This window comes from Vibrio sp. 10N.286.51.C3, assembly GCF_003050065.1.
GTDB lineage: Bacteria > Pseudomonadota > Gammaproteobacteria > Enterobacterales > Vibrionaceae > Vibrio > Vibrio crassostreae.
This window is the reverse complement of record NZ_PIGC01000003.1, coordinates 209,727-231,535: the sequence shown is the minus strand read 5'-3', so window position 1 is coordinate 231,535 and position 21,809 is coordinate 209,727. Positions and strand designations below refer to the sequence as shown.

The following is a 21,809-nucleotide window of genomic DNA, read 5'->3' as shown; positions in this document are numbered from 1 at the left end:
AACACTAAAGAGAAACCAAAAAGCAATAAAGGGCGCATAAAGCGCCCTTCTCTTTGTTAGCCTAATACCACTTCTACCATGTGCTCACCCGATGTAAATACCGGTGCTTTGTTGCCTGAAATCAGGTCACCATTGACCTTCATTTCAACCACACCTTTACACACATTGTTCGGGTTCGAGACATGGATGTTATATGTTGCGCCACGGAACTGACGACGGACTTTGAATTCAGGCCACTCAGCCGGAATACAAGGGTCCACCAGCAAACCATCCACTTCAGGACGAACACCCAGAATCCACTGCGTACCTGCAACGTATGTCCAAGATGAAGTACCAGACAGCCATGCATTACGACCTAAGCCGAACTGTTTATGTTCGTCACCCAAGATGTTTTGTGGGTAGCAGTATGGCTCTGACTCGAAGGTATCAATATCGTCGTTCTTCGAAGCCGGATTAATTTGACGGTAGTACTCATAAGCACGCTCGCCGTTGCCCATTTTCGCTTCTGCGATCATCACCCATGGGTTTGAATGCAGGAAGATACCGCCGTTCTCTTTCGCACCCGGTGGGTATGTTGATACGCCACCTAGCTGTGGATCAAAGCCGTTGTAACCCGGTGTTGAAAGTTTGATGCCATTGGTCGTGTTCAGCTTGTTGTAAACCGAATCTAGAGCTTGTGTGGCACGCTCTTGAGTCGCGAAACCAGAGATCACAGGCCAGCTTTGACCGTTAGTGTAGATCTGTCCTTGCTCGTTTTTATGAGAACCGATTGGCAAACCTTGCTCATCAAAGTAACGCACAAACCACTCGCCATCCCAACCGCACTCATTCACCGTACTCTGCATCTGTTGGTACTGATCTTTAAACTTAGTCGTCAGTTGCGCTTCGCCACGTAGCTCACAAAGGTCCAGCATATCGAGCAGGGCTTTGCCGTACATGTTGGCTACCATCATCGACTCAGCACCCGTTGGCAGGTTCACCGTGTCGTTCCAGTCAGCAAAACCTAGCAGCGGTAGACCGTGCTCACCAGTATTGGTGTAGGTAAATTCAATCGCGCGGCACAGGTGGTTCCAAACAGTTCCCGTTTCGATTGGGTTGCCCGCTTTGTCTTTTTGATAGAACGGGATCTCTTTATTCAAGAAGTCTGCATTGCCCGTTTCTTTCACATATTGCGTCACCGCGTAGATGATCCACAGGTGATCATCACCGTAGTAATCCGGGCGATCTTCTTCTTCACGCGAATCACCTGCGTTTGCTTCCATGGTTGACGGGAAGAACTGGTGCATTGCCGAACCGTTGGTGTTTTGCACCGACAGCAGACGCTCAATAAACTCACGCGCTTCTTCTGGCATGTGAGTAATCACGCCTAATGTATCTTGAGAAGAGTCACGGAAACCGATGCCGCGAGCGCCATAGCCAAGTTGGTACAAAGACAGGTAACGAGACCAGTTTTTGGTTGTGTGGCATTGACGTGGATTATGTACGTTAAGCATCGAGTTCATTGCCGGGTCTGGCGTTTCAACCTGAACCGCTTGTAGGTAAGAGTCCCAGTGCTCAGCCAGTTCAGCGAATGCCGAATCCACCACTTGATGGTCACGATATTTAGCCAATAGAGGCAATGCAGCTTCTAGGCTCTCTTCTTGTGCGATCTGTACGACCGTACGTTCTGTCTGCTCTGGAGATAACCAACCCAGACGTAGGTTAAGTGCACCAATGTTATCGCCACGCAAACACTCAGTGTTGCCAAGCTCATCGTTTTCTAACGCTTGCGGTGCAGCCCAAGTTCCGTAGCCAAACTGACCTAGGAATGATTGGCGGTCACCATCAAATGATGTCACAGGACGATCAGCAGTCATCAAGTTCACCGCGTAGTCGCGCTTCATGAAGGCATACTGCTCAAGCACGGTATGACCCGATTCTTGCTGGTGTGCTTTCAGTGTCATGGTTTGTGGAACCCAATCCGCATTCAATAGCTGCTTAAGCGCATCGAAGTGCGTGAATTCATACACCGGTACCACATCAACGTGCAGCGCTTTGTCTGAAATGTTGGTGACTTTGATGTCTTGCAGCAATACTTGGTCTGCTTTTGGTACGAAGAACGTTGCTTCACAACGCACACCAAACGCTTCTGCAATGATGGTGGTGTAAGACAGGCCTGTATGGTTTTCAAACTTATCTAGCGGCTTCAGAGTCGGAGTGTAGAAGGGTGAGAACACCTCTACATTACCCGCTTCGTCACGCACCTTGAGGTACATGGTCGAACCTTTGAAATCTGAGTTTGGCAGTTGTGCAATGTACTTGGTGATACGGTTCAGTGCCGGGTCGCCCTTACACAACAACACACCGCCATTGCTATCGACAATGCCACCAAAATCTAATGTGCCAACATAGTTACACCATTTAATCGGTGTACATGGCGTGGTTGCTACGTATTCTTTGTTTTTATCGTCAAAATATCCGAATTTCATCATCACTATCCCTAGCCCCTCCCAAATCAGGAGGAGCCAAAACAATTTGTCGTAAGTAGGTTGGTATCAGCTCGTTAGCTGACTTAAATTGACTGGCTAGCTCGTAATTGACTAGCTCGCTAGCGAATTCTCACTCAGTGCATCGAATAGGTGGAAAGCATCCAGATCCAAGTAAAGCGTCAGCTCTTTCACATCCACTTCAGCAGCTTGGGTCTCAACCATCAGCGGTTGACCGCCGATTTCTGTTTTCAGAAGAATGCTCGCGCCTAGCAGTTCCTTGTCTTTGATTTTCACAGGGAATGGCAGCACACGGTCGTGGTCAACTTGCTCAGCACGTAGATGGATGTCTGTTGGACGAACACCAAAATGAAGCGCTAGGTTTTTAGATGCTAGAGACTTAAAGCGCTCTGGCAGTGGGATATGAACATCGCCAAGTTCAACGAAGTACTCGCCTTCTTTTTCAATCAGCTTTGCTTCCAACATGTTCATTGACGGGTTACCAATGAATTGCGCGACAAACTTGTTTGCAGGACGTTGGAACACCTCGGTTGGCGTACCTACTTGAGCAACATAACCGTCTTTCAGGATCACGATGCGATCCGCCAAAGTCATCGCTTCGATTTGATCGTGAGTTACGTAGATCGTGGTAGTTTTAAGCTCGCGGTGTAGGTGTTTGATCTCTTCACGCATCACGCCACGAAGTTTTGCATCTAGGTTAGATAACGGCTCATCAAACAAGAAAACCTTAGGTGTACGAACCATTGCACGGCCCATTGCCACACGCTGACGTTGACCACCAGAAAGCTCTTTTGGCTTACGGTTCAGTAGCGGGTCAAGCTCTAGCATTTTCGCCGCTTTTAGTACTTCTACGTCGATTTCTGCTTTCGGCATGCCTTTCAGTTTTAACGCAAAGGCGATGTTCTCGTACACCGTCATGTGTGGGTACAGAGCGTAGCTTTGGAATACCATCGCCAAATCACGGTCTTTCGCGTCGACTTTATTCATCAACTTACCGCCAACCACAATGTCGCCAGAGCTGATGCTTTCAAGACCCGCAAGCATACGTAGCGTTGTCGATTTACCACATCCAGATGGGCCAAGGAAAACCACGAACTCACCGTCTTCAACTGTAAAATCAAATTCTTTGACAACTTCAACATCACCGAATGATTTTTTGATGTTTTTAAATTCTACTTTAGCCATTATCTGTTCTCCTCAGCGCGCTCTAGAAGCATATTTCGGTACGCAATTGCGCTCTGTTTCAATGTTCTTTCTTGGGTGGTGTAATCAACGTGGACGATGCCAAAACGCTGGCAGTAACCGAATGCCCACTCAAAGTTATCCATCAGACTCCAAGCGAAGTAACCATCCACTTTCACACCGGCTTCAACTGCGTTGTGAACCGCTTCGATATGACCTTGGAAGTAGCGAACACGTTGATCATCCATCACTTGTCCATTAACGCGCTCGTCGTTACCTGCAGCACCGTTCTCCGTAATGTAGATAGGCGGCATATTTTCGTAGCGAGCATCCAGTCTTACCAATAAATCAGTTAGGCCTTGTGGGTTGATCTCCCAACCGATGTAAGTGTGTTCAGCATCGGTTTGCTTGACTGATTCAATGTCACCATTCTCGTTAAAGCGAGCGACATTGCGTGTGTAGTAGTTGATACCAATGTAGTCGACTGGTGCGCTGATGATGTCTAAATCACCTTCAAGGATCATTGGCATGTTCATCGCTTGACGCTCAACCACTAACTGCGGATATTCACCCTTCAATACTGGGTCGATAAACCAGTGGTAGTTCTCCGCTTCGCAGTAATCTGCTGCGCCTTGATCTTGTGGTGTTAATGGGTAAGCCGGAGTCGCGTTAAATACCACGCCATGCTTAGCATGAGGCGCATTCTTACGAAGAATCGGCATCGCCAAACCGTGTGCCAACATTAGGTGATGAGATGCTAAGTAGCCCTCTTTCTCACCCTTGATGCCTGGCGCGTGTTCGCCCCAACGGTAACCAAGGAATGCAGACACAAACGGTTCGTTCAATGTTGTGTAAACATCAATCTTGTCGCCAAAGTAGTTACTCACGACTTCTGCGTATTCCGCAAATTTGTAAGACGTTTCACGTTTTAGCCAACCGCCTTTGTCTTCAAGGTATTGTGGCAGATCCCAGTGATACAAAGTCACATACACCTTCATGCCACGAGCATGACACTCATCGATGATCTGCTCATAAAACTCTAGGCCTTGCTGATTCACCTCACCGTCTTGCGGCAGAATACGTGGCCATGCAATTGATAGGCGGTAAGCATCAACGCCTAAGCCTTGAATCATCTCGATGTCTTGCTTCCATAGGTGGTAGTGATCACATGCCACATCACCATTGTCGCCGTTATCTACCTTACCTGGCGTCTTACAAAACGTGTCCCAGATAGACGGTGTACGACCGCCCTCTTCAACGCCGCCTTCAATTTGGTATGAAGATGTCGCGACACCGAATACAAATTCCTTACTGCGTAACTTTGAATCACTTGGAAGTTGAAATTTATTCATTGTTATAACCCTTAAACCTAACCTTTAACTGCGCCGGACGTTAAACCACTGATCATCTGTTTCGATGCGAACAGGTATGTAATTACGAGTGGTAAAATTGAAATTGTGGTGCCTAGCATTACCGCACCCCATGGCGTATTCGGAATACCTTGAACGCTTCGTAGCGCCTGTGTAATCACATAATTGTCTGGGTTATTTAGCACCACAAGAGGTTGCATAAACATGTTCCAGAAGAAGACGAACTGCACGATAGCCAATGTTGCAAGTGCTGGCTTCATTAGTGGCAGTACCACGCTCCAGTACGTTCTGAACTCGCCTGCGCCATCTAGTTTCGCCGCTTCTAATAGCTCTTTAGGAATCGATGCAATCACGTGCTGACGCATCAAGAAGATACCAAATGGCGTGGTTGTGAACGGTAGCCATACAGCCATGTGGTTATCTAGCAAGCCTAAGAATTTCACGATCATGAAGTAAGGGATCAAGCTAAGCACAGGCGGAATCGCCATTGAGCCAACCAGCATACCGAACAACACGTTCTTACCGCGGAACTTAAACACAGCAAACGCGTAGCCACCCATGCTACAGAACAGCAGTGAGATGGTGGTGCCTAAGAAAGCCACGTAAATCGAGTTAAACATCGCTTTCCAAAACGGCATGATTTCCAGCAGTTTTGCGTAGTTCACCATTAGGCTATCGCCAATCGCAAAGCTGATGCCTGAACCGAAGATCTCCGAACGGTCACGTGTTGAAAGCAGTGCTGACCACACAAACGGGAACACCGTAATGATTGCGGAAACAATCAGTAATATGCCGAGCATAACCATCAAGATCTTAGTCATGATGTACATGGTGCGTTCACTTGGCATTAGGCCACTTAGTGGTGAGGTATTTGTCTTAATTGATGTCGACATCTTAATGTTCCCCTAAGCCTTTCTTACCGAAGAATAAAAATTGAACCAAGGTACACGTTGCGATGAGTGCAAACAGGAGCCATGAAATCGCTGACGCTGTGCCCATTTCTAACCATTCCCAACCCACTTTGTAGAGGTACATAGAGATAGTTAGACCTGATTGACCCGTACCACCTGTACCACGCGTTAGAACGAACGGTTCTTCAAACATTTGCAGGTTACCGATGATGGTCATCGTGATAGCAAAGAAGATAAATGGACGAATCATTGGTAGTGAAATATTCCAGAAGCGGCGAAAGGCGTTGGCACCATCCATACGAGCAGCTTCTAAAATATCTTTAGGAATCGTCATTAAACCTGTGGTGTAAAGGACGATGTTAAAACCGGTGTATTTCCAGAAAACCATGATCGCGATAGACGGCTTCACCATAGTGGCATCGTCTAACCAGCGGATTGGTTGGAAATCGTTAACCCAAGCAAATGCCCAACCAAACAGCGTGCTATCGGCCAGTGCCATTAGCGTTTGGTTAATGATTCCTGAGTTAGGAGAATACATGTTGAAGAAAATCAGTGACGCTGCGACCGTTGATGTGATGAACGGTAGAAAATACGCCGATGTTAACCAGTGACGCATACGGTCACCCATTGAAACCAACATGTAAGCCACTGGAATTGCGACTAAGTGCTGAGCCACACCCGATGTGATTGCTAGCCACAATGTGTTCTTTAATGAACGCCATAACCACGGGTCAGTCAATGCAATGTGATAGTTCTCAAAACCAACGAACTGCATTGCGTCCATGCCCTGTACTGGGTTCCATTCGTGGAACGACAGGTAAACAGAGAACAACAGCGGGAAGATCCCAAATACAGAAAAAATGATCAGAAACGGCAGAAGGAATCCATACGGTGTAAGCGCTTTCAAATTCAGACGAGAAAAAAGGCTTTTGTCCGCAGGTTCTATCGTTGTGCTCGCTGTATGATTCATAGTAACGACCTCTTAAAAAAGGAAGCGCGTTATCCACGCTTCCTCACTTACTCAAAATAAAAACAAATTAAAGATTACGCGTACGACGCTTGATTAGGCGCTCTGCCTCTTTCAATGCAGTCTCGATGTCCTTACCTTCATCAAGCACTTCCATCAATGCGTTCTCTAAAATTATAGAACGTGCTACGTGGTCGCCTTGAGCTGGAGATACTGGTTTGATGTTTTGTGCCACTTCAGCAAATAGAAGGCGCGCTTTCTGCCCACCTAGGAACTCCATCTCTTCTTGGAACAACTCATCGTCATACGTCGTTACGTTCGCAGGGAAAGCCGCAATCGTTTCGAAGTGCTTAAGTTGAACTTCACGGTCAGTCGTCATGTATTCAATAAGTGCCCAAGCTTCATCTGGGTTGTCTGACTGAGTTGGGATAGATAGGAATGAACCACCCCAGCTGCCGTAGATGCCATCAGGAAGGTTCTCTACTGCCCACTTACCTTTGGTTTCAGGTGCAATCCAGTTGTTTAGGTGACCAAGTAGCCAAGCGCCAGAAAGTTGAGTTGCAAATGTGCCGTTGCGGAAGCCTTCGTACCATTCGTTAGACCAAGCCAGAATGCGGCCATCTAAGCCTTTGTCGCGAATCTCTTTTGCCACTTCAAAAGCGTGAACAAAACGCTCAGATGTCACCACTGGGTTGCCATCTTTATCGAAGTAAAGACCTTCACCTTCAGGAACTGTTGTGAAGATGATCGCTTGTGCCACGTCGGCTGCTGAAGCGATAAGTTGTACGTTTTGCTCTTTCAGTTTTTCACCCGCAGCGATGTATGAATCCCAATCTTTGATTGCGTCTTCTACATTGATGCCTGCTTTTTCAAACACGTCGGTGCGGTAGTACATAACACCTGGACCAAGATCGACAGGGATGCCGTACATGTCGCCGTCAGCGCCTTTGCCTTGCGCCCATGCGTATGGAGCGAATCGTTCTTCGTATTTATCTGCACCATAGTTTTCAGACAGGTTAACTAGGCCGCCAGAACCAACGAATGGGCCGATTTTCTCTACGTCCACAACAATCACGTCACCCGCACCTGAGCCAGTTGCTAGGTTAGTGGTTAGTTTTGTGTGGTGGTCACCGTGGTTGTTCATAAGGTAATCAACTTTAATCCCTGTTTTCTTTTCGAAATCAGGCAGTAATACCTTCAGGCTGCTATCGAAATCAGGGAAGCCATCGAAACGAATCTCTTTGTCAGCCGCATTAACAGCCGTTGTACCTAATCCTAAAGCAACCGCGCATGAGAGCGCTAAGGTCTTAAATTTCATGTTCTATCCTTAATGTTTTTATAGGGTAACGAGTAAATCCGATACCGAGTTTCTAGTGACCAACGTCGGCAGCAATTTAAAGTTCACGTCATGTTTGATTTTTTTTAGCTTTTGCAGAGTGAGCTGCACTGCTTCAATGCTCATCTCTTCAATAGGGAAATTAATGGTGGTCAAACTAGGGGTCAGATAGCGCGCGAAGATAGTGTTATCGAAGCCAACAAGAGAAACATCTTTCGGAACAGACAATCCCTCTTGATGCAGAACTTCGAAGGCGCCAAATGCCATGTGATCATTAGAAGCAAACACCGCCGTAAACTTACACTTACGGTTGATTAGCTTCTTCATAGCACTGATGCCAGTCTCTTCAGTAAAGCCCGCTTCCGAGACTAAAGCTTCATCGTAAGGCACACCCGCTTCTTCCAAGGCCTTTCGATACCCCTGTAAACGCCCCCTAGCGTCTGCTTTATCTAAAGGCCCGGTAATACACGCGATATCTGTATGTCCCTTTTGCAAAAGGTATTGAGTAGCGAGTAGCCCCCCGACTTCGTTATCAATATCAATGCAACTCATCGCCATTTCTGGGATGAAGCGGTTAATTAAAACCACAGGAGTCCCCTGTTCTTCCAATTCAATTAAATAGTCATCACTGAGCAGTTGAGTATGAAGAATCAAAGCATCAACACGACGCCCCAACAGAAACTCCACCGACTCGCGCTGCCCTTGTTCGGTGTTCGAGCCCGCCGCAACAACAGCGTGGTAACCAAAGCGGCGTAGGTTTTCTTCTATGCTATGCAAGATGCCTGAATAGAAAGAGCCACCAAGTTCTGGAACAACAACGCCAACACTACCGGTACGACTTGAAGCTAAGGCTTGAGCGATAGAATTCGGGCGATAACCCAACTCCTTGATCGCTTTTTCAACCTTTAATTTCTTGTCATGACTCACTCTACTGGTGCCGTTGATCACTCTAGACACTGTCGCTTGAGACACACCTGCATGTTCTGATACGTGTTTAATTGTCGCCACTCGAACCTCGATACTTCATTAGCTTGTAACCGCTTACAAAACGATTATTAAGGAATTAGGTCTCAGTAGGCGTGAGTAACATCACACTAAACTTGGAGGTAAAAAGGTCAGTTCTGGAAATCATGAAAGCGCTTACAGATTACCTTTACGCCATGAAACTGTTTCATGGGATTATTGTTAATACTATCAGGACGCCTATCGGTTACTTGTTCTTCAGATCAAACAAGCACGTCTAAACTCAGTTTTTCTATCAGCGCGATTGGGTGATGTTTTCGATTCGAGTCGTTATGTCTTTATTGCTACTGATGCTTAACCATGCATAATCACGATCAGTACAGAGAAACCTAAATAAACTCGAGACACGATGGAAGAAAGTCTCATGGTGAATCCTTGATTTAGTGGCGAAAAAAAGGGCACAAAGAATGTGCCCAAGAATGGAGTTATATAACATGCCCTAATCAATCTGCCTTTAGGGCTAAAATGGACAGTATTACTTGCTCGTTAAAAGCATAGGTATTTCAACGTATGCCCTTAACAAGCTTGGATATTCGAAAGTATCGCTCCTTGAAAATATGCCGAATTCAAAGAGCTGCGCTTTCTATATCGGTGATTACCACCAGGCTTCAAACATTGCGCCGAACGACAATGTATCAACATTCGTTGTCTTCACTGTGTTACCTTTCGTTTCTACATCACCCACCGTTGTGTAGAAGCGAAGCATTGGACGGCTCCAAGGTAAACCACCTAGAGAAACGTTTTGAGACAGCGTTACTTTCCACGCGTTCTCTTCACCATCGTCATCGTAATCAACCATGCCGTAGCCAGCTTCTAACCATGTAGAGTGAACATCATCCCATTGGTACTGTGGACGAACGATACCCGCGTATTCTGTGTTCTCACGGTCTAGATCTGAGCCAGAATTGTCTTTGTACGACACTAAGTAATCAATGATGAAGTTGTCTGTCGCTGCGTAGCTACCTTCAACACTTGCGTACAAAGTTTGGTAATCACCTTTCAGTTCAAATACAGATGAGTCTGCACCGTCACCGTACTTAACAACCAATTTGTTAGACTCACCCAAGCCCAATGTTGCACCTACTAAGTATGCCGTTTCATCACTGACTTTTTGACCTGCAGTCACGACAGGCTGCATTGAATCTGTTACTGGATCGTATACATACTCAGTCGTCGTAGACGTATCCGCTTCGCTCGATGCAAAACCGTAGTTCGCGTAAAAATCCAGATTACCTATGCCAGCATCAATACTGTGTAGCTTCGCGGTCACTGCGTATCGACCATTGTCATTTACTAGGCCACCTTTCACTTGACCAACAAAGCCCATGTCTAGCTTGGCGCCACCGAAGTCTAAGTTGTTAAAACCAGCACCTTGACCATCATGTGTCATCCAGAAGTAATCGTTCAAACCTTGTTGCGGACGTTGATGGAAATCGCGACCAGCCCACATGTAAAGTTCTGGTTGGCTTTCAAATACATTAGTTACACCGGCATACATTTTCTTCATACTTAGACCGCCGTCATCAGCCCACGCGTCTGCTTCCCAGTGGTCAGCCATGAATACGACGTCCCAGATAGCGCCATTGTCAGCTTGGAAAAGTTTAGCTAACTGAACTTCACCACCATTGGCTTCATTACCTAAACGACCAACTGAGCGACCTGTTGTACCGATGTCTACATAACGCTCATCACCGCTTTTATAGTGAGCGCCGTAACGAGCATAACCAGAGAAGACGATACCGTCTGGTACATTCGTGTCTGAAGTTAGAACCGCTTGTTGTTGGTCATCAGTGTACTTGATATCTCCAACCTGAGACTCCAACTCTTGGATTCGTTGTTCCAAAGCAGCAAGATCCGTCTCTGCAGCGAAAGAAGAGAGTGAAGCAAGCGAAGCCGCCACTGCGACTGTTATTGGCAAAAGCTTAAATTTTTGCATTGTAATTCCCTATTATTTTTTTGAGTTTTCATCGAACAGGGAAATATTAAGCAATGAAAGCGTTGAAAAGTTAGTCGCTGTTCACACTGATAAATCAGCTTAAAACCCATGAAACTTTTAGAAAGTTCACAGCCAAAAGTATTAATTAAATATCAGTAAGTTAGATTGAATAATGCGTAAAACAGCAGCTTGAAATCGCTTTCATTTCATCAATAATGGCGGGGTCTATCACGGAAAACAGAGTGTAAAAGTGAGGGAAACATGATGCAGTTTTGATTGGTTTTCATATATATGAAAAACCTCAAAATCTAAGGCAGATTTTGAGGTTTTTTGGTCTTAGTCAAATACCCAGTTATCTAAAATCAAGTATTCGCTAAAGTGAATCTAGGGACTCTATTCCCATATTGAATAGAGTAAATGCATAGATATTAGCAGTGAGATCGACAGCTTTACTCTGCGGCATCCCCCGCAGTTATCATGATCCTTCTTTTATATGCTGTAACGCTATGACTCGACTCATCAAAACATGGCGAAAACTCATAACATTAAAAATAATGTGAAATCGTCAGGTAACGCGCTCTGATGTGTTCGATCAGTAGCTTAATTTTGTTTGGTGGCTGGCGAGTAAAAGGGTACACCGCATAAATGCCCAACTTTTTCCCGACCAAATCAGGGAAAATATCCACCAGCTGACCATTACGAATATCGTGATAAACCAGACAACGTGGCACGTACGCCACTCCATGTCCGCCCAATGCGGCTTTTCTTAATGCCGTCGCGTTGTCAGTCGAAAAAGAGCCTGAGACACGCACAATGTATTTATCGTTGTCGGTACAGCCATCTTTACTGTGCAGAAACTGCCACTCGCTAGCGCCTGTTGTTTGATAGGCGTATTGCAAGCAATTGTGCTTCACCAAGTCTTTAGGCAGCATTGGCTTACCATTCTTGGCGATATAAGAGGGCGAGGCACACACCACCCATTGCGAATCCAATATATGACGGGCAATAAGGCTGGAATCTTCCAAGTAACCGGTACGAATTACCAAGTCCAAACCATCCTCAACCAGATCAACAAAACGATTGTTAAGCGACATATCGACCGTTAAACCTGGGTGCATATTACAAAACTCGGCAACGGCGTCTGCGAGAATCAAATCTCCAGAGATAGTAGGCACTGACATTTTGATATGACCACTGACATTCTCACCAAAGCCTGAAACTGCGTCCATAGCCTCTTGCGCCGCCTGCTTCACATTTTTGGCGCTATGTAACATTGCCTTACCGGCTTCGGTAAGCGTCAATTTACGCGTCGTTCGATACAATAATTGCACGCCAATCTCTTCTTCCAAACGCGCAATTCTTTTACTAACTACCGAATTTGTAAGGTTATTTTGCTCTGCCACTTTACTGAAACTGCCCAGTTCTACTACCTGTGAAAACAGGATCAAATCGTCTGCTCGCATTTGATTATGCCAATTTTGGAATTAATTATTTTCATTATTTCCCTATATCAATAAAAAATAAAGGGGTAAATTCACGCCAAATTAACAAAACAATTACAAAAACAGCTTTTGCAATCACATCGGTTACAAATAAAGCGACTCTAATTACAACAATTGAATCCTCGAGATTCAGATTACACCTACAAAACTAATGACGTGTTATTCACTTCAAACATGAACGTTTGAAAACAAGTACGAGGAAGTACCCATGAGTGAAACTCTACTAGCATTATTGGCCTTTTCGCCAATAGTTGTTGCAGCGATTCTGCTGGTTGGCCTTAACTGGCCTGCAAAAAAAGCGATGCCAGTGGCATTTGCATTAACCGTTGCTATCGCCCTATTCGCATGGGATATGTCTAGCACTCGCGTGCTGGCTTCAGTATTCCAAGGCTTCGGCATTACCGTATCAGTTCTCTGGATTGTGTTTGGCGCCATCTTCTTATTAAACACTTTGAAACACACCGGAGCTATCACCACCATCCGCAACGGCTTTACTGATATATCAGCAGACCGTCGTGTGCAAGCGATCATCATTGCTTGGTGTTTTGGTTCATTCATTGAGGGCGCATCTGGCTTCGGCACACCCGCTGCAATCGCCGCACCGCTACTCGTTGCAATCGGCTTCCCAGCATTAGCTGCGGTACTGATGGGCATGATGATTCAATCTACGCCGGTATCGTTCGGCGCGGTTGGCACTCCTATTATCGTTGGTGTGAACAAAGGTTTAGATACGCACAACATCGGTGAAAGCTTGATTGCTCACGGCTCTACTTGGGACGCTTACCTACAACAAATCACGTCAAGTGTTGCGATCATCCACGCCTGTGTTGGTGTGATGATTCCTGTATTGATGGCGATGATGCTGACTCGCTTCTTCGGTAAGAACAAAAGCTGGACTGAAGGTCTTGATATCCTGCCATTCGCACTGTTCGCAGGTGCCGCTTTCACCATTCCTTACGCACTAACGGGTGTCTTCCTAGGTGCTGAATTCCCATCACTGATTGGTGGTTTGGTTGGCCTTGCGATTGTCGTAACAGCAGCAAAACGCGGCTTCCTAGTACCTAAATCAAAATGGGATTTTGAAAGCGAAGACAAGTGGCCAGCAGAATGGCTAGGTTCGCTGAAAATCGACCTTGACGACAACAACCACAATCATAAGAAGATGAGCATGGCGATGGCATGGGCACCTTACGTGCTGCTAGCTGTAACTCTGGTTGCTAGCCGTGTGAGTCCTGAGTTCAAAGGCCTACTCAAGAGCGTTAGCCTTTCATTCAGCAACATCCTTGGTGAGACAGGCGTCAGCACAGCGATTCAACCTCTGTACCTACCGGGCGGCATCTTAGTCTTCGTCGCGCTGGTTGCGGTTCTGATGCAATCTCGCAGCGCAGCTCCACTGGCTAAAGCCTTTGGTGAGTCGAGCAAGACACTGATTGGTGCAGGCTTTGTGTTGGTGTTCACCATCCCAATGGTACGTATCTTCATTAACTCTGGTGTAAACGGTGCAGATTTGGCAAGTATGCCAGTAACGACGGCAAACTTTGCAGCAGGCCTAGTTGGCGGCGCATTCCCAGCATTGAGTGCCACGGTGGGTGCGCTAGGTGCCTTCATTGCAGGTTCGAACACGGTTTCAAACATGATGTTCAGCCAGTTCCAATTCGAAGTTGCGCAAACTCTGACTATCTCTAGTGCGGTGGTTGTTGCTCTTCAAGCCGTTGGTGCAGCAGCAGGTAACATGATTGCGATTCACAACGTGGTAGCCGCTTCAGCAACCGTGGGCTTACTAGGACGCGAAGGCGCAACCCTACGTAAGACAATCATCCCAACGTTCTACTACTTGGTGATGACAGGAATCATCGGCCTAGTGGTGATCTACGGCTTCAAAATGACAGACGCACTTATGTAAACCATAAGTCGTTACAAAAGCACTTGGCGTTAATACTCAATTCCCCGACTGCAACACCGTCTAATAAGACAGTTGATGAGTTTCGGAATGGATACTAAAACACATCAACACCCTCGGGTATTAACGCCATTTTATTGCTTATCTGTTTCACTGTTTAAGAAACAACCAACGCTTACTTTTTCAAGAATTAAAGCAGCCCAAGCCAAGCTCTCATAGAAGGGCAACATCCCAAGAATTTAGGACTGAAATTATGATCATATCCGCATCGACTGATTACCGCGCCGCAGCAAAAGCGAAATTACCACCGTTTCTTTTCCACTACATTGACGGCGGTTCTTACGGTGAACATACCCTACGCCGCAACACAGCCGATCTTGCAGAGATCGCGCTCAAGCAGCGTGTCCTCAATGACATGTCAGATCTGAATTTGGAAACTGAGCTGTTTGGCGAAAAACTAGCGATGCCGATTGCCTTAGCACCCGTTGGTCTAACCGGCATGTACGCACGACGTGGCGAAGTACAAGCTGCTAAAGCCGCAGACAATAAAGGCATCCCTTTTACGATGTCGACCGTATCGGTATGCCCGATCGAAGAAGTCGCACCTAAGATTGAGCGCCCAATGTGGTTCCAACTTTACGTACTAAAAGATCGTGGCTTCATGAAGAACGTATTGGAACGTGCCAAAGCGGCTGGCGTAACAACACTGGTCTTCACGGTGGATATGCCAGTACCCGGCGCTCGCTACCGTGACATGCACTCAGGAATGAGTGGTCCAAATGCAGCAATTCGTCGTGTATTTCAATCTATGCGTCATCCTAGTTGGGCCGTTGATGTTGGCCTTTTGGGTAAACCACACGATCTTGGCAATATCTCTACTTACCGCGGATCTCCAACCAAACTGGAAGACTACATCGGTTGGTTGGGTGACAACTTCGACCCGTCGATTTCATGGAAAGACCTAGAGTGGATCCGTGACTTCTGGGACGGCCCGATGGTCATCAAAGGCATTCTTGATGAAGAAGATGCAAAAGACGCCGTTAGATTTGGTGCAGACGGTATCGTAGTTTCAAACCACGGCGGTCGTCAGCTTGATGGTGTTCTATCAAGTGCTAAAGCACTGCCTGCGATTGCAGACGCGGTAAAAGGCGACACCAAGATTCTGGTCGACTCTGGCATTCGTACTGGCTTAGATGTAGTTCGCATGATGGCGATGGGCGCAGACTGCACCTTGCTTGGTCGCTCTTTCGTCTACGCGTTAGCTGCGCAAGGACAAGCAGGTGTTGAAAACCTACTCGACCTGTACGACAAAGAGATGCGTGTTGCGATGACATTAACAGGCGCAAAGACAATCAAAGACTTAACTCGTGAATCTTTGGTGGGGTTAGATTAACCCGCCACGACTCGGATTCAGATTCAGATTCAGATTCGGACTAATGCTTTGGTCTACTTAGACTGAAGTTCAATCGGTGTCACAGCAATTCCACTGCCGTTGTGACACCGTTTAAGCACTGGAAAATAAAATAAAAAGCTAGGGCGTGTTGATCTTTCGAGTTGATTTTTGCAGCGAGTTGCTGGGTATTTATACAAGGCAGAGGCGTCGATGTGTAGCTAGCCTACATGAGAAGCCGATAACGTAGTAGAAATGGCCAGCAAACGCTGCCCGAAGGGTTCAGCTAAAAGCGTTTTACTCGAACAAAATTTAACCACGAAAGGTCAACACGCCCTGAACAGTGCCAAATAAGAAGCACAAGGAAGCAAAGATGGAGACAAACACATCCCATGAGCGAGTAATAGACGCACAAGCTTATCTGCAGCTTGAAGCGATACTGGCTCAAAAAATAGAAACAGAACGCATTGTCACTCAAGATGCAAAGCGCTTGGCTTACGGCACCGATGCGAGTTTTTATCGCTTGGTGCCGAAAATGGTTCTAAGGCTCAAAAACTTAGACGAAGTCATATTCACCATTCAAAGCTGTCGCGAACTGGGGATTCATTTTACCTTTCGCGCCGCGGGCACCAGCCTTTCAGGGCAAGCGGTTTCAGACTCGGTGCTCATCACATTGACTGATGACTGGCGTGGCCACGAAATCGTCGATAACGGCAATCAGATCATTCTTCAACCTGGTGTAATTGGTGCTGATGCCAACAAATATCTTGCCCCTTTCCAACGTAAAATCGGCCCCGATCCAGCCTCTATCAATACCTGTAAAATCGGTGGTATCGCAGCCAATAACGCCAGTGGCATGTGTTGCGGTACTGCGCAAAACTCTTATCGCACCGTTGAGAGCATGAAAGTCGTACTGAGTGATGGCACCCTGCTTGATACTGCTGATAACGCCAGTGTTGAGGCGTTCAAGCAATCACACAAAGCGCTGTTTGAAGGCATTGTCGAATTACATCAACAGACAGCGTCAAACCAAGAACTGGCCGACAGAATCCGCCACAAGTACCGCCTAAAAAACACCACCGGCTACGCGCTCAATGCTTTGGTCGATTACCACGACCCAATTGAGATCATCAAACACCTGATGATTGGCTCAGAAGGCACGCTCGGCTTCATCGCTGAGATTACCTACAACACGGTGATCGAACATCCGAACAAAGCTTCGGCGCTGCTAGTGTTTGCCGATATCGAGCAAGCAAGTAAAGCCGTGACGACACTATCCAAAACACCAGTTGCTGCGGTGGAATTGATGGATGGCAGAGCACTGTGTTCAGTCGCGGATAAACCGGGTATGCCTGCGTTTATGCCGAGCTTAGATTTAGAAGCAGCGGCGATTTTAGTTGAGTCACACGCCAGCTCCCAGCAGGACTTAGATTTACAATGTAAATCAATTTTGGATGCGTTATCGGAATATACGATTGTTGAATCAGTGCCTTTCACTTCCGATCCAAAGACAGTCGCGACTCTGTGGGGCATTCGCAAAGGTATGTTCCCAGCGGTTGGCGCGGTTCGTGAAGTTGGTACTACCGTTATCATTGAAGACGTGGCTTTCCCCGTTGAAAACCTCGCTAACGGCATTCGAGAACTGCAAGAGCTGTTCGATAAATACGACTACAGCGAAGCGATCATTTTTGGTCACGCCCTCGAAGGCAACCTGCACTTTGTGTTTACTCAAGGCTTCGACAGCCAAGAAGAGATCGATCGCTACGGCGGTTTCATGGATGACGTTGCCGAACTGGTCGCGGTGAAATACCAAGGTTCATTGAAAGCAGAACACGGCACGGGTCGTAACATGGCACCTTACGTCGAGTTGGAATGGGGTAAAGATGGTTATGCTTTGATGCAACAAATCAAGGCGTTGTTCGATCCAGAAAGACTGCTCAACCCCGGCGTTATTATCAACGACAATCCAAATTCACACATCACCAATTTGAAGCCAATGCCTGCTGCCGATGACCTTATCGACCGCTGTATTGAATGTGGCTTCTGTGAGCCTGTCTGCCCATCTCGTACGCTCACTCTATCGCCACGCCAACGTATTGTGTTGTATCGAGAGCTACAACGCCGCCGAGCAGTAGGTGAAGAAATAGAAGCCAGCGAACTAGAGAAGACCTTTGAATACCAAGGCATTGATACCTGCGCTGCGACAGGCCTGTGTGCCGAGCGTTGTCCAGTGGGAATCAACACTGGCGACTTGATTAAGAAGCTTCGTATCGCCAAGTATGAGAAATTTACGCCAATCGCTAAGTGGACCGCAGATCATTTCTCGACCACCACTAAGTTGACCAAGGTTGGCCTCAAAACCAACCAAGTGGCGAGCAAAATATTAGGCGAAAATACAGTCGGCAAGCTAACCAACGGCTTGCGTTCGATGACCAAAGGCGCAACACCAATTTGGATGCCTGAGATGCCGCAATCCAATAGTCACTCGCTAGTCTCATCACCAGTGACGGCAGAATCCTCAAGCAATCATAAGAAGGTGGTTTACCTGCCTTCGTGTGCGAGTCGCACCATGGGACAACAGAGTGATGCGGGCGACCAACGTCCCCTAACTGAAGTGACCATGTCTTTGCTTAACAAAGCAGGATTTGAGGTTATTCTTGCGAAGAAGCTAGATGACCAATGTTGTGGCATGCCTTACGACAGCAAAGGAATGACCGATTTAGCCCAATCTAAAGCGCAACAGCTCGAAGAAGTGTTGTGGCAAGCGAGTCGTCAGGGTGAATACCCAGTATTAATGGATACCAGCCCGTGTGCTAAACGCAGTATTGAACAGTTCACCAAGCCCCTAGAAGTGCTAGAGCCGACAGGGTTTGTGAACCAGTACCTGCTGGAGCACCTGACACTTGAGCCGCTGCAAGAGACCGTGATGCTGCATGTGACGTGTAGTTCTCGTCGAATGGGTTTGGAAGGCGCGATGTTGAACCTTGCTAAAGCCTGTACCGAAGAGGTCATCGTTCCTGAGCACATTCAATGCTGTGGTTGGGCGGGTGATAAAGGTTTTACCACTCCAGAGCTGAATGAAGCGGCGGTACACCCACTTAAGGAACAAGTGCCGAGCAACTGTACTCGTGGATTCAGTAACAGCCGAACCTGTGAGATCGGTTTATCACACCACAGCGGCATTCCTTACCAGTCAATCTTGTACTTGGTGGACGAAGTGGCGCAATAATTATGTTCAAAATGCAATAACACCAAAGAGGCTAGCCTAGCATAGCCTCTTTTTAACTTTTATCTCCAACCGAAATATTTAGTTTTTCATACTTAGTTTATCAATTGGCTTAAATCCCTTGTTACCACACCAATTATCTAACGGTTCACCAGGAAAAATGTTAGCTGTTTGCTTGTTTGAAGCCATCATAAACATGGACATAGAAAGAAAATGATCAAACTTTTTATCACCTACAACTTTTCTTTGTACTAGATACCAATCCCCCCCGCTCATTTGAAGTGCGAAATCCTCTCCACAATAATATATTTGAGTTATTGTTTGGTTAGCACCGGTAGCAAAAGCTCCAGTTGGGTTGATCGTTATTAATATTAAAAGTAAATATTTTTTCAACTTAAAATCCTATAAATCATTTTAATTGTCCTCTTAGGTATTGTTTCATAGATATACTAATTCTCAGGATCCCACTGATTTACAAGACACACTCCATCTCCATTTTCGCGACCTGATATATATACCGTTCCAGACTTTTTCCCTGCAATCCAACCAGCCAGAACTACAGAAGTTAAAGCTGTATACTCTTGCTTGATTAGCATCCATCCATATGGGCTTCCATTACACTTGGTTGGTAGTCCTGTATCTAACATAATCATTATACCCGCGGTTGTTGCAGTAAGATTTGAAATACTTCCACTCTGATAATTTTCAGCCGCATTCACACTCAATGACATAATGAAAAAAAATAATATCATTGTGATTTTCACCACTTTCCTCCCCCTAAATTCACATTTGTTTTCACAAACCATAACATATTTAATCTCTTCCTAATCACCGACGATTATAAATCGTTTATATTGTGCAAAAGAAACCTGTCCACCCAACATTTATATGACCTCGATTTCAATAAAGGTGTTCTAAAAAATATAGGAAGATAAATATCACCAATTATTAAAATTCAATAACCAATTAGATTAAATAGTCGCTGGGCGATACATTTCACATTGAATTATTAATATGTTAAAAAATAAAAATCTAATTACTGGGATGTACTACTATATAATTAAATTTAGGAAATACCCCCATACAATTACCATCAAGATTAAATGTAACTTTTTTCTGTGCAACCGAAGCTGCCATCAATAGGCTTAAGGTTTCTTTACCATTAACGTCATTTGACTTCCAGCGTATCGACGTCGATGAACATTCATTGCTTCCAACTACCTTATCAACCGAAACATAGCATGTGTTGTCGTGTAAATGACAACCTACTGCATGAATTGTTCTTGGTCCAGTAGTAGCCGCCTGAGAAAATGAACTTAGTGACAAAAGAAACAATATAGCTTTTTTTTTCATTTTTATTTTAAAACCCACAATTATAATTAGTACGGATAGCAAAGAAAGCCAAACTTCTGTATCGCTACCATTGATTAAAATTCAAACCAAACAACAGTATTACCTCCTATCGACAAGAAGGGTATAAAAATCATTGTAAATGACTACATCGTATAGAATGGTAGTTCCAATAATAAAACGTTCATTAGAACCTACTTTGAACAGTCGAATACAGATTTATAATATTGTTTCATTTGTCTGACACAACATAGGAAATCTTACATGTAGGCTCATCAGAAACACGAATCCAGATTGGGTGTTCTATAGTGTGAGCACTCAAAATTAGACTATAGATTGAGTTGTAGTTTCTACTATTCGAATCAAGTTTCAAATAGTTATATTTTCCAGAATCACAATTCAATTTATTTTCTTCTCCAGATGTACCGACAGAAATGCCAGAATCAGTAACAACCAAGCGGGTTACTTTTACATTAGTACAATGAACGCCGTTGCAATCAGAAAAACCATACGGTGAGAAAAAGAACACTAAAAAAAACAATACTACTTTCAATATAAAGCCTCCCTCTTAAGAGCGTGGAATAAAGTCTAATCTTGTTATTTTAGTTTTAGTGTTTCCCCAAACGTTATAACAGCCATTCACCCACCCACTGACTTTTGCTCCAGAGTGCATTGAGGCTAACAAACCTGAATACATCTCTTTGAAGAAAATATTTTCTTTAGGTAACACATAAGTAGATTTAGAGTCACAGTTTTCGCTATGAGTTGTTTCCCCTGAAAAATAGACAAAGATATTCCCGGAATCATGAGCTATGATTTTTGTAATATTTTTGGTTCCAAAATTTGAATTTGCACTAGCTGACAAAGATATCAGACAAATAAAAAATAAAACGATAGACCTACTCACAGATCACCTCTTAATTAGCGACCGAGCTGAAAAATCACTATGAAAATTCTCCACACCAGTCAACAAAAATGACAATAAAGTCAATTAAAAATTCACCTAACGTTAAATCGCTTCTAAAAGATTAGAACCATACGTGCCAATTTAGGTGGCGCAATACTACTTTTTAACCGTAATTTTGTAAACTTTTTTCTTTTTGATGACATTCTATAAAATTTAACTGGCATTTACCATTGCATCATGTAGCATACCGCCCGTTTTTTTATGGTAATCATGAAGCAACAATAACAAGTTCTTAAGAATTCTCTTTATCCATTCTGGAGCCC

15 protein-coding genes are annotated in these 21,809 nt (G+C 45.3%); 3 read left to right on the top strand and 12 right to left on the bottom strand.

Annotation, left to right across the window (positions count from 1 at the left end; genetic code table 11):
* Nucleotides 1-56: 56 nt before the first annotated feature.
* The 9 genes from CWO27_RS04505 to CWO27_RS04460 all read right to left on the bottom strand — a co-directional run bounded on the left by CWO27_RS04505 (nucleotide 57) and on the right by CWO27_RS04460 (nucleotide 12,674).
* Nucleotides 57-2,471 (bottom strand): GH36-type glycosyl hydrolase domain-containing protein, encoded by a 2,415-nt coding sequence (locus tag CWO27_RS04505; RefSeq protein WP_107898616.1) that lies wholly within the window; start codon nucleotides 2,469-2,471, stop codon nucleotides 57-59.
* Between the two features lie 108 nt (nucleotides 2,472-2,579).
* Nucleotides 2,580-3,671, bottom strand: a complete 1,092-nt coding sequence (locus tag CWO27_RS04500) for an ABC transporter ATP-binding protein (protein ID WP_019826228.1) — start codon at nucleotides 3,669-3,671, stop codon at nucleotides 2,580-2,582.
* Nucleotides 3,671-5,020 carry a GH1 family beta-glucosidase gene (locus tag CWO27_RS04495; RefSeq protein WP_102432084.1) on the bottom strand — a complete coding sequence of 450 codons (1,350 nt, stop codon included), beginning with the start codon at nucleotides 5,018-5,020 and terminating at the stop codon, nucleotides 3,671-3,673. The genes CWO27_RS04500 and CWO27_RS04495 overlap by 1 nt, the downstream gene beginning before the upstream one ends.
* A 17-nt stretch (nucleotides 5,021-5,037) precedes the next feature.
* On the bottom strand, nucleotides 5,038-5,886 hold the full coding sequence (locus CWO27_RS04490) for a carbohydrate ABC transporter permease (RefSeq protein ID WP_017061568.1): 849 nt from the start codon (nucleotides 5,884-5,886) through the stop codon (nucleotides 5,038-5,040).
* 46 nt (nucleotides 5,887-5,932) lie between these two features.
* Nucleotides 5,933-6,919 (bottom strand): carbohydrate ABC transporter permease, encoded by a 987-nt coding sequence (locus CWO27_RS04485; protein ID WP_017068577.1) that lies wholly within the window; start codon nucleotides 6,917-6,919, stop codon nucleotides 5,933-5,935.
* 67 nt (nucleotides 6,920-6,986) lie between these two features.
* On the bottom strand, nucleotides 6,987-8,234 hold the full coding sequence (locus tag CWO27_RS04480) for an ABC transporter substrate-binding protein (RefSeq protein WP_102432085.1): 1,248 nt from the start codon (nucleotides 8,232-8,234) through the stop codon (nucleotides 6,987-6,989).
* Nucleotides 8,235-8,252: 18 nt separating this feature from the next.
* Nucleotides 8,253-9,260 carry a LacI family DNA-binding transcriptional regulator gene (locus CWO27_RS04475; protein ID WP_048660655.1) on the bottom strand — a complete coding sequence of 336 codons (1,008 nt, stop codon included), beginning with the start codon at nucleotides 9,258-9,260 and terminating at the stop codon, nucleotides 8,253-8,255.
* A 610-nt stretch (nucleotides 9,261-9,870) separates the two neighbouring features.
* Nucleotides 9,871-11,211 carry a carbohydrate porin gene (locus CWO27_RS04470; protein WP_102432087.1) on the bottom strand — a complete coding sequence of 447 codons (1,341 nt, stop codon included), beginning with the start codon at nucleotides 11,209-11,211 and terminating at the stop codon, nucleotides 9,871-9,873.
* 545 nt (nucleotides 11,212-11,756) lie between these two features.
* Nucleotides 11,757-12,674, bottom strand: a complete 918-nt coding sequence (locus tag CWO27_RS04460) for a LysR family transcriptional regulator (protein ID WP_102432088.1) — start codon at nucleotides 12,672-12,674, stop codon at nucleotides 11,757-11,759.
* Between the two features lie 247 nt (nucleotides 12,675-12,921).
* Between CWO27_RS04460 and CWO27_RS04455 the strand changes: the two genes are divergently transcribed.
* From CWO27_RS04455 to CWO27_RS04440, 3 genes are all read left to right on the top strand, one after another.
* Nucleotides 12,922-14,616 carry an L-lactate permease gene (locus CWO27_RS04455; protein WP_107898615.1) on the top strand — a complete coding sequence of 565 codons (1,695 nt, stop codon included), beginning with the start codon at nucleotides 12,922-12,924 and terminating at the stop codon, nucleotides 14,614-14,616.
* 250 nt (nucleotides 14,617-14,866) lie between these two features.
* On the top strand, nucleotides 14,867-16,006 hold the full coding sequence (lldD, locus tag CWO27_RS04450) for an FMN-dependent L-lactate dehydrogenase LldD (protein WP_010432610.1): 1,140 nt from the start codon (nucleotides 14,867-14,869) through the stop codon (nucleotides 16,004-16,006).
* Nucleotides 16,007-16,376: 370 nt separating this feature from the next.
* On the top strand, nucleotides 16,377-19,232 hold the full coding sequence (locus CWO27_RS04440; RefSeq protein ID WP_107898614.1) for an FAD-binding and (Fe-S)-binding domain-containing protein: 2,856 nt from the start codon (nucleotides 16,377-16,379) through the stop codon (nucleotides 19,230-19,232).
* Between the two features lie 78 nt (nucleotides 19,233-19,310).
* Here the strand turns inward: CWO27_RS04440 and CWO27_RS04435 are convergent, their stop codons facing one another.
* The 3 genes from CWO27_RS04435 to CWO27_RS23485 form a co-directional block, all read right to left on the bottom strand.
* The gene (locus CWO27_RS04435; RefSeq protein WP_102478986.1) at nucleotides 19,311-19,622 is read right to left on the bottom strand and encodes a hypothetical protein; all 312 of its coding nucleotides are present in this window, start codon (nucleotides 19,620-19,622) and stop codon (nucleotides 19,311-19,313) included.
* 56 nt (nucleotides 19,623-19,678) lie between these two features.
* On the bottom strand, nucleotides 19,679-19,993 hold the full coding sequence (locus CWO27_RS04430; protein WP_240698052.1) for a hypothetical protein: 315 nt from the start codon (nucleotides 19,991-19,993) through the stop codon (nucleotides 19,679-19,681).
* 1,154 nt (nucleotides 19,994-21,147) lie between these two features.
* Nucleotides 21,148-21,486, bottom strand: coding sequence for a hypothetical protein (locus tag CWO27_RS23485; protein WP_133146193.1), 339 nt, complete (start codon nucleotides 21,484-21,486; stop codon nucleotides 21,148-21,150).
* Nucleotides 21,487-21,809 lie beyond the last annotated feature (323 nt).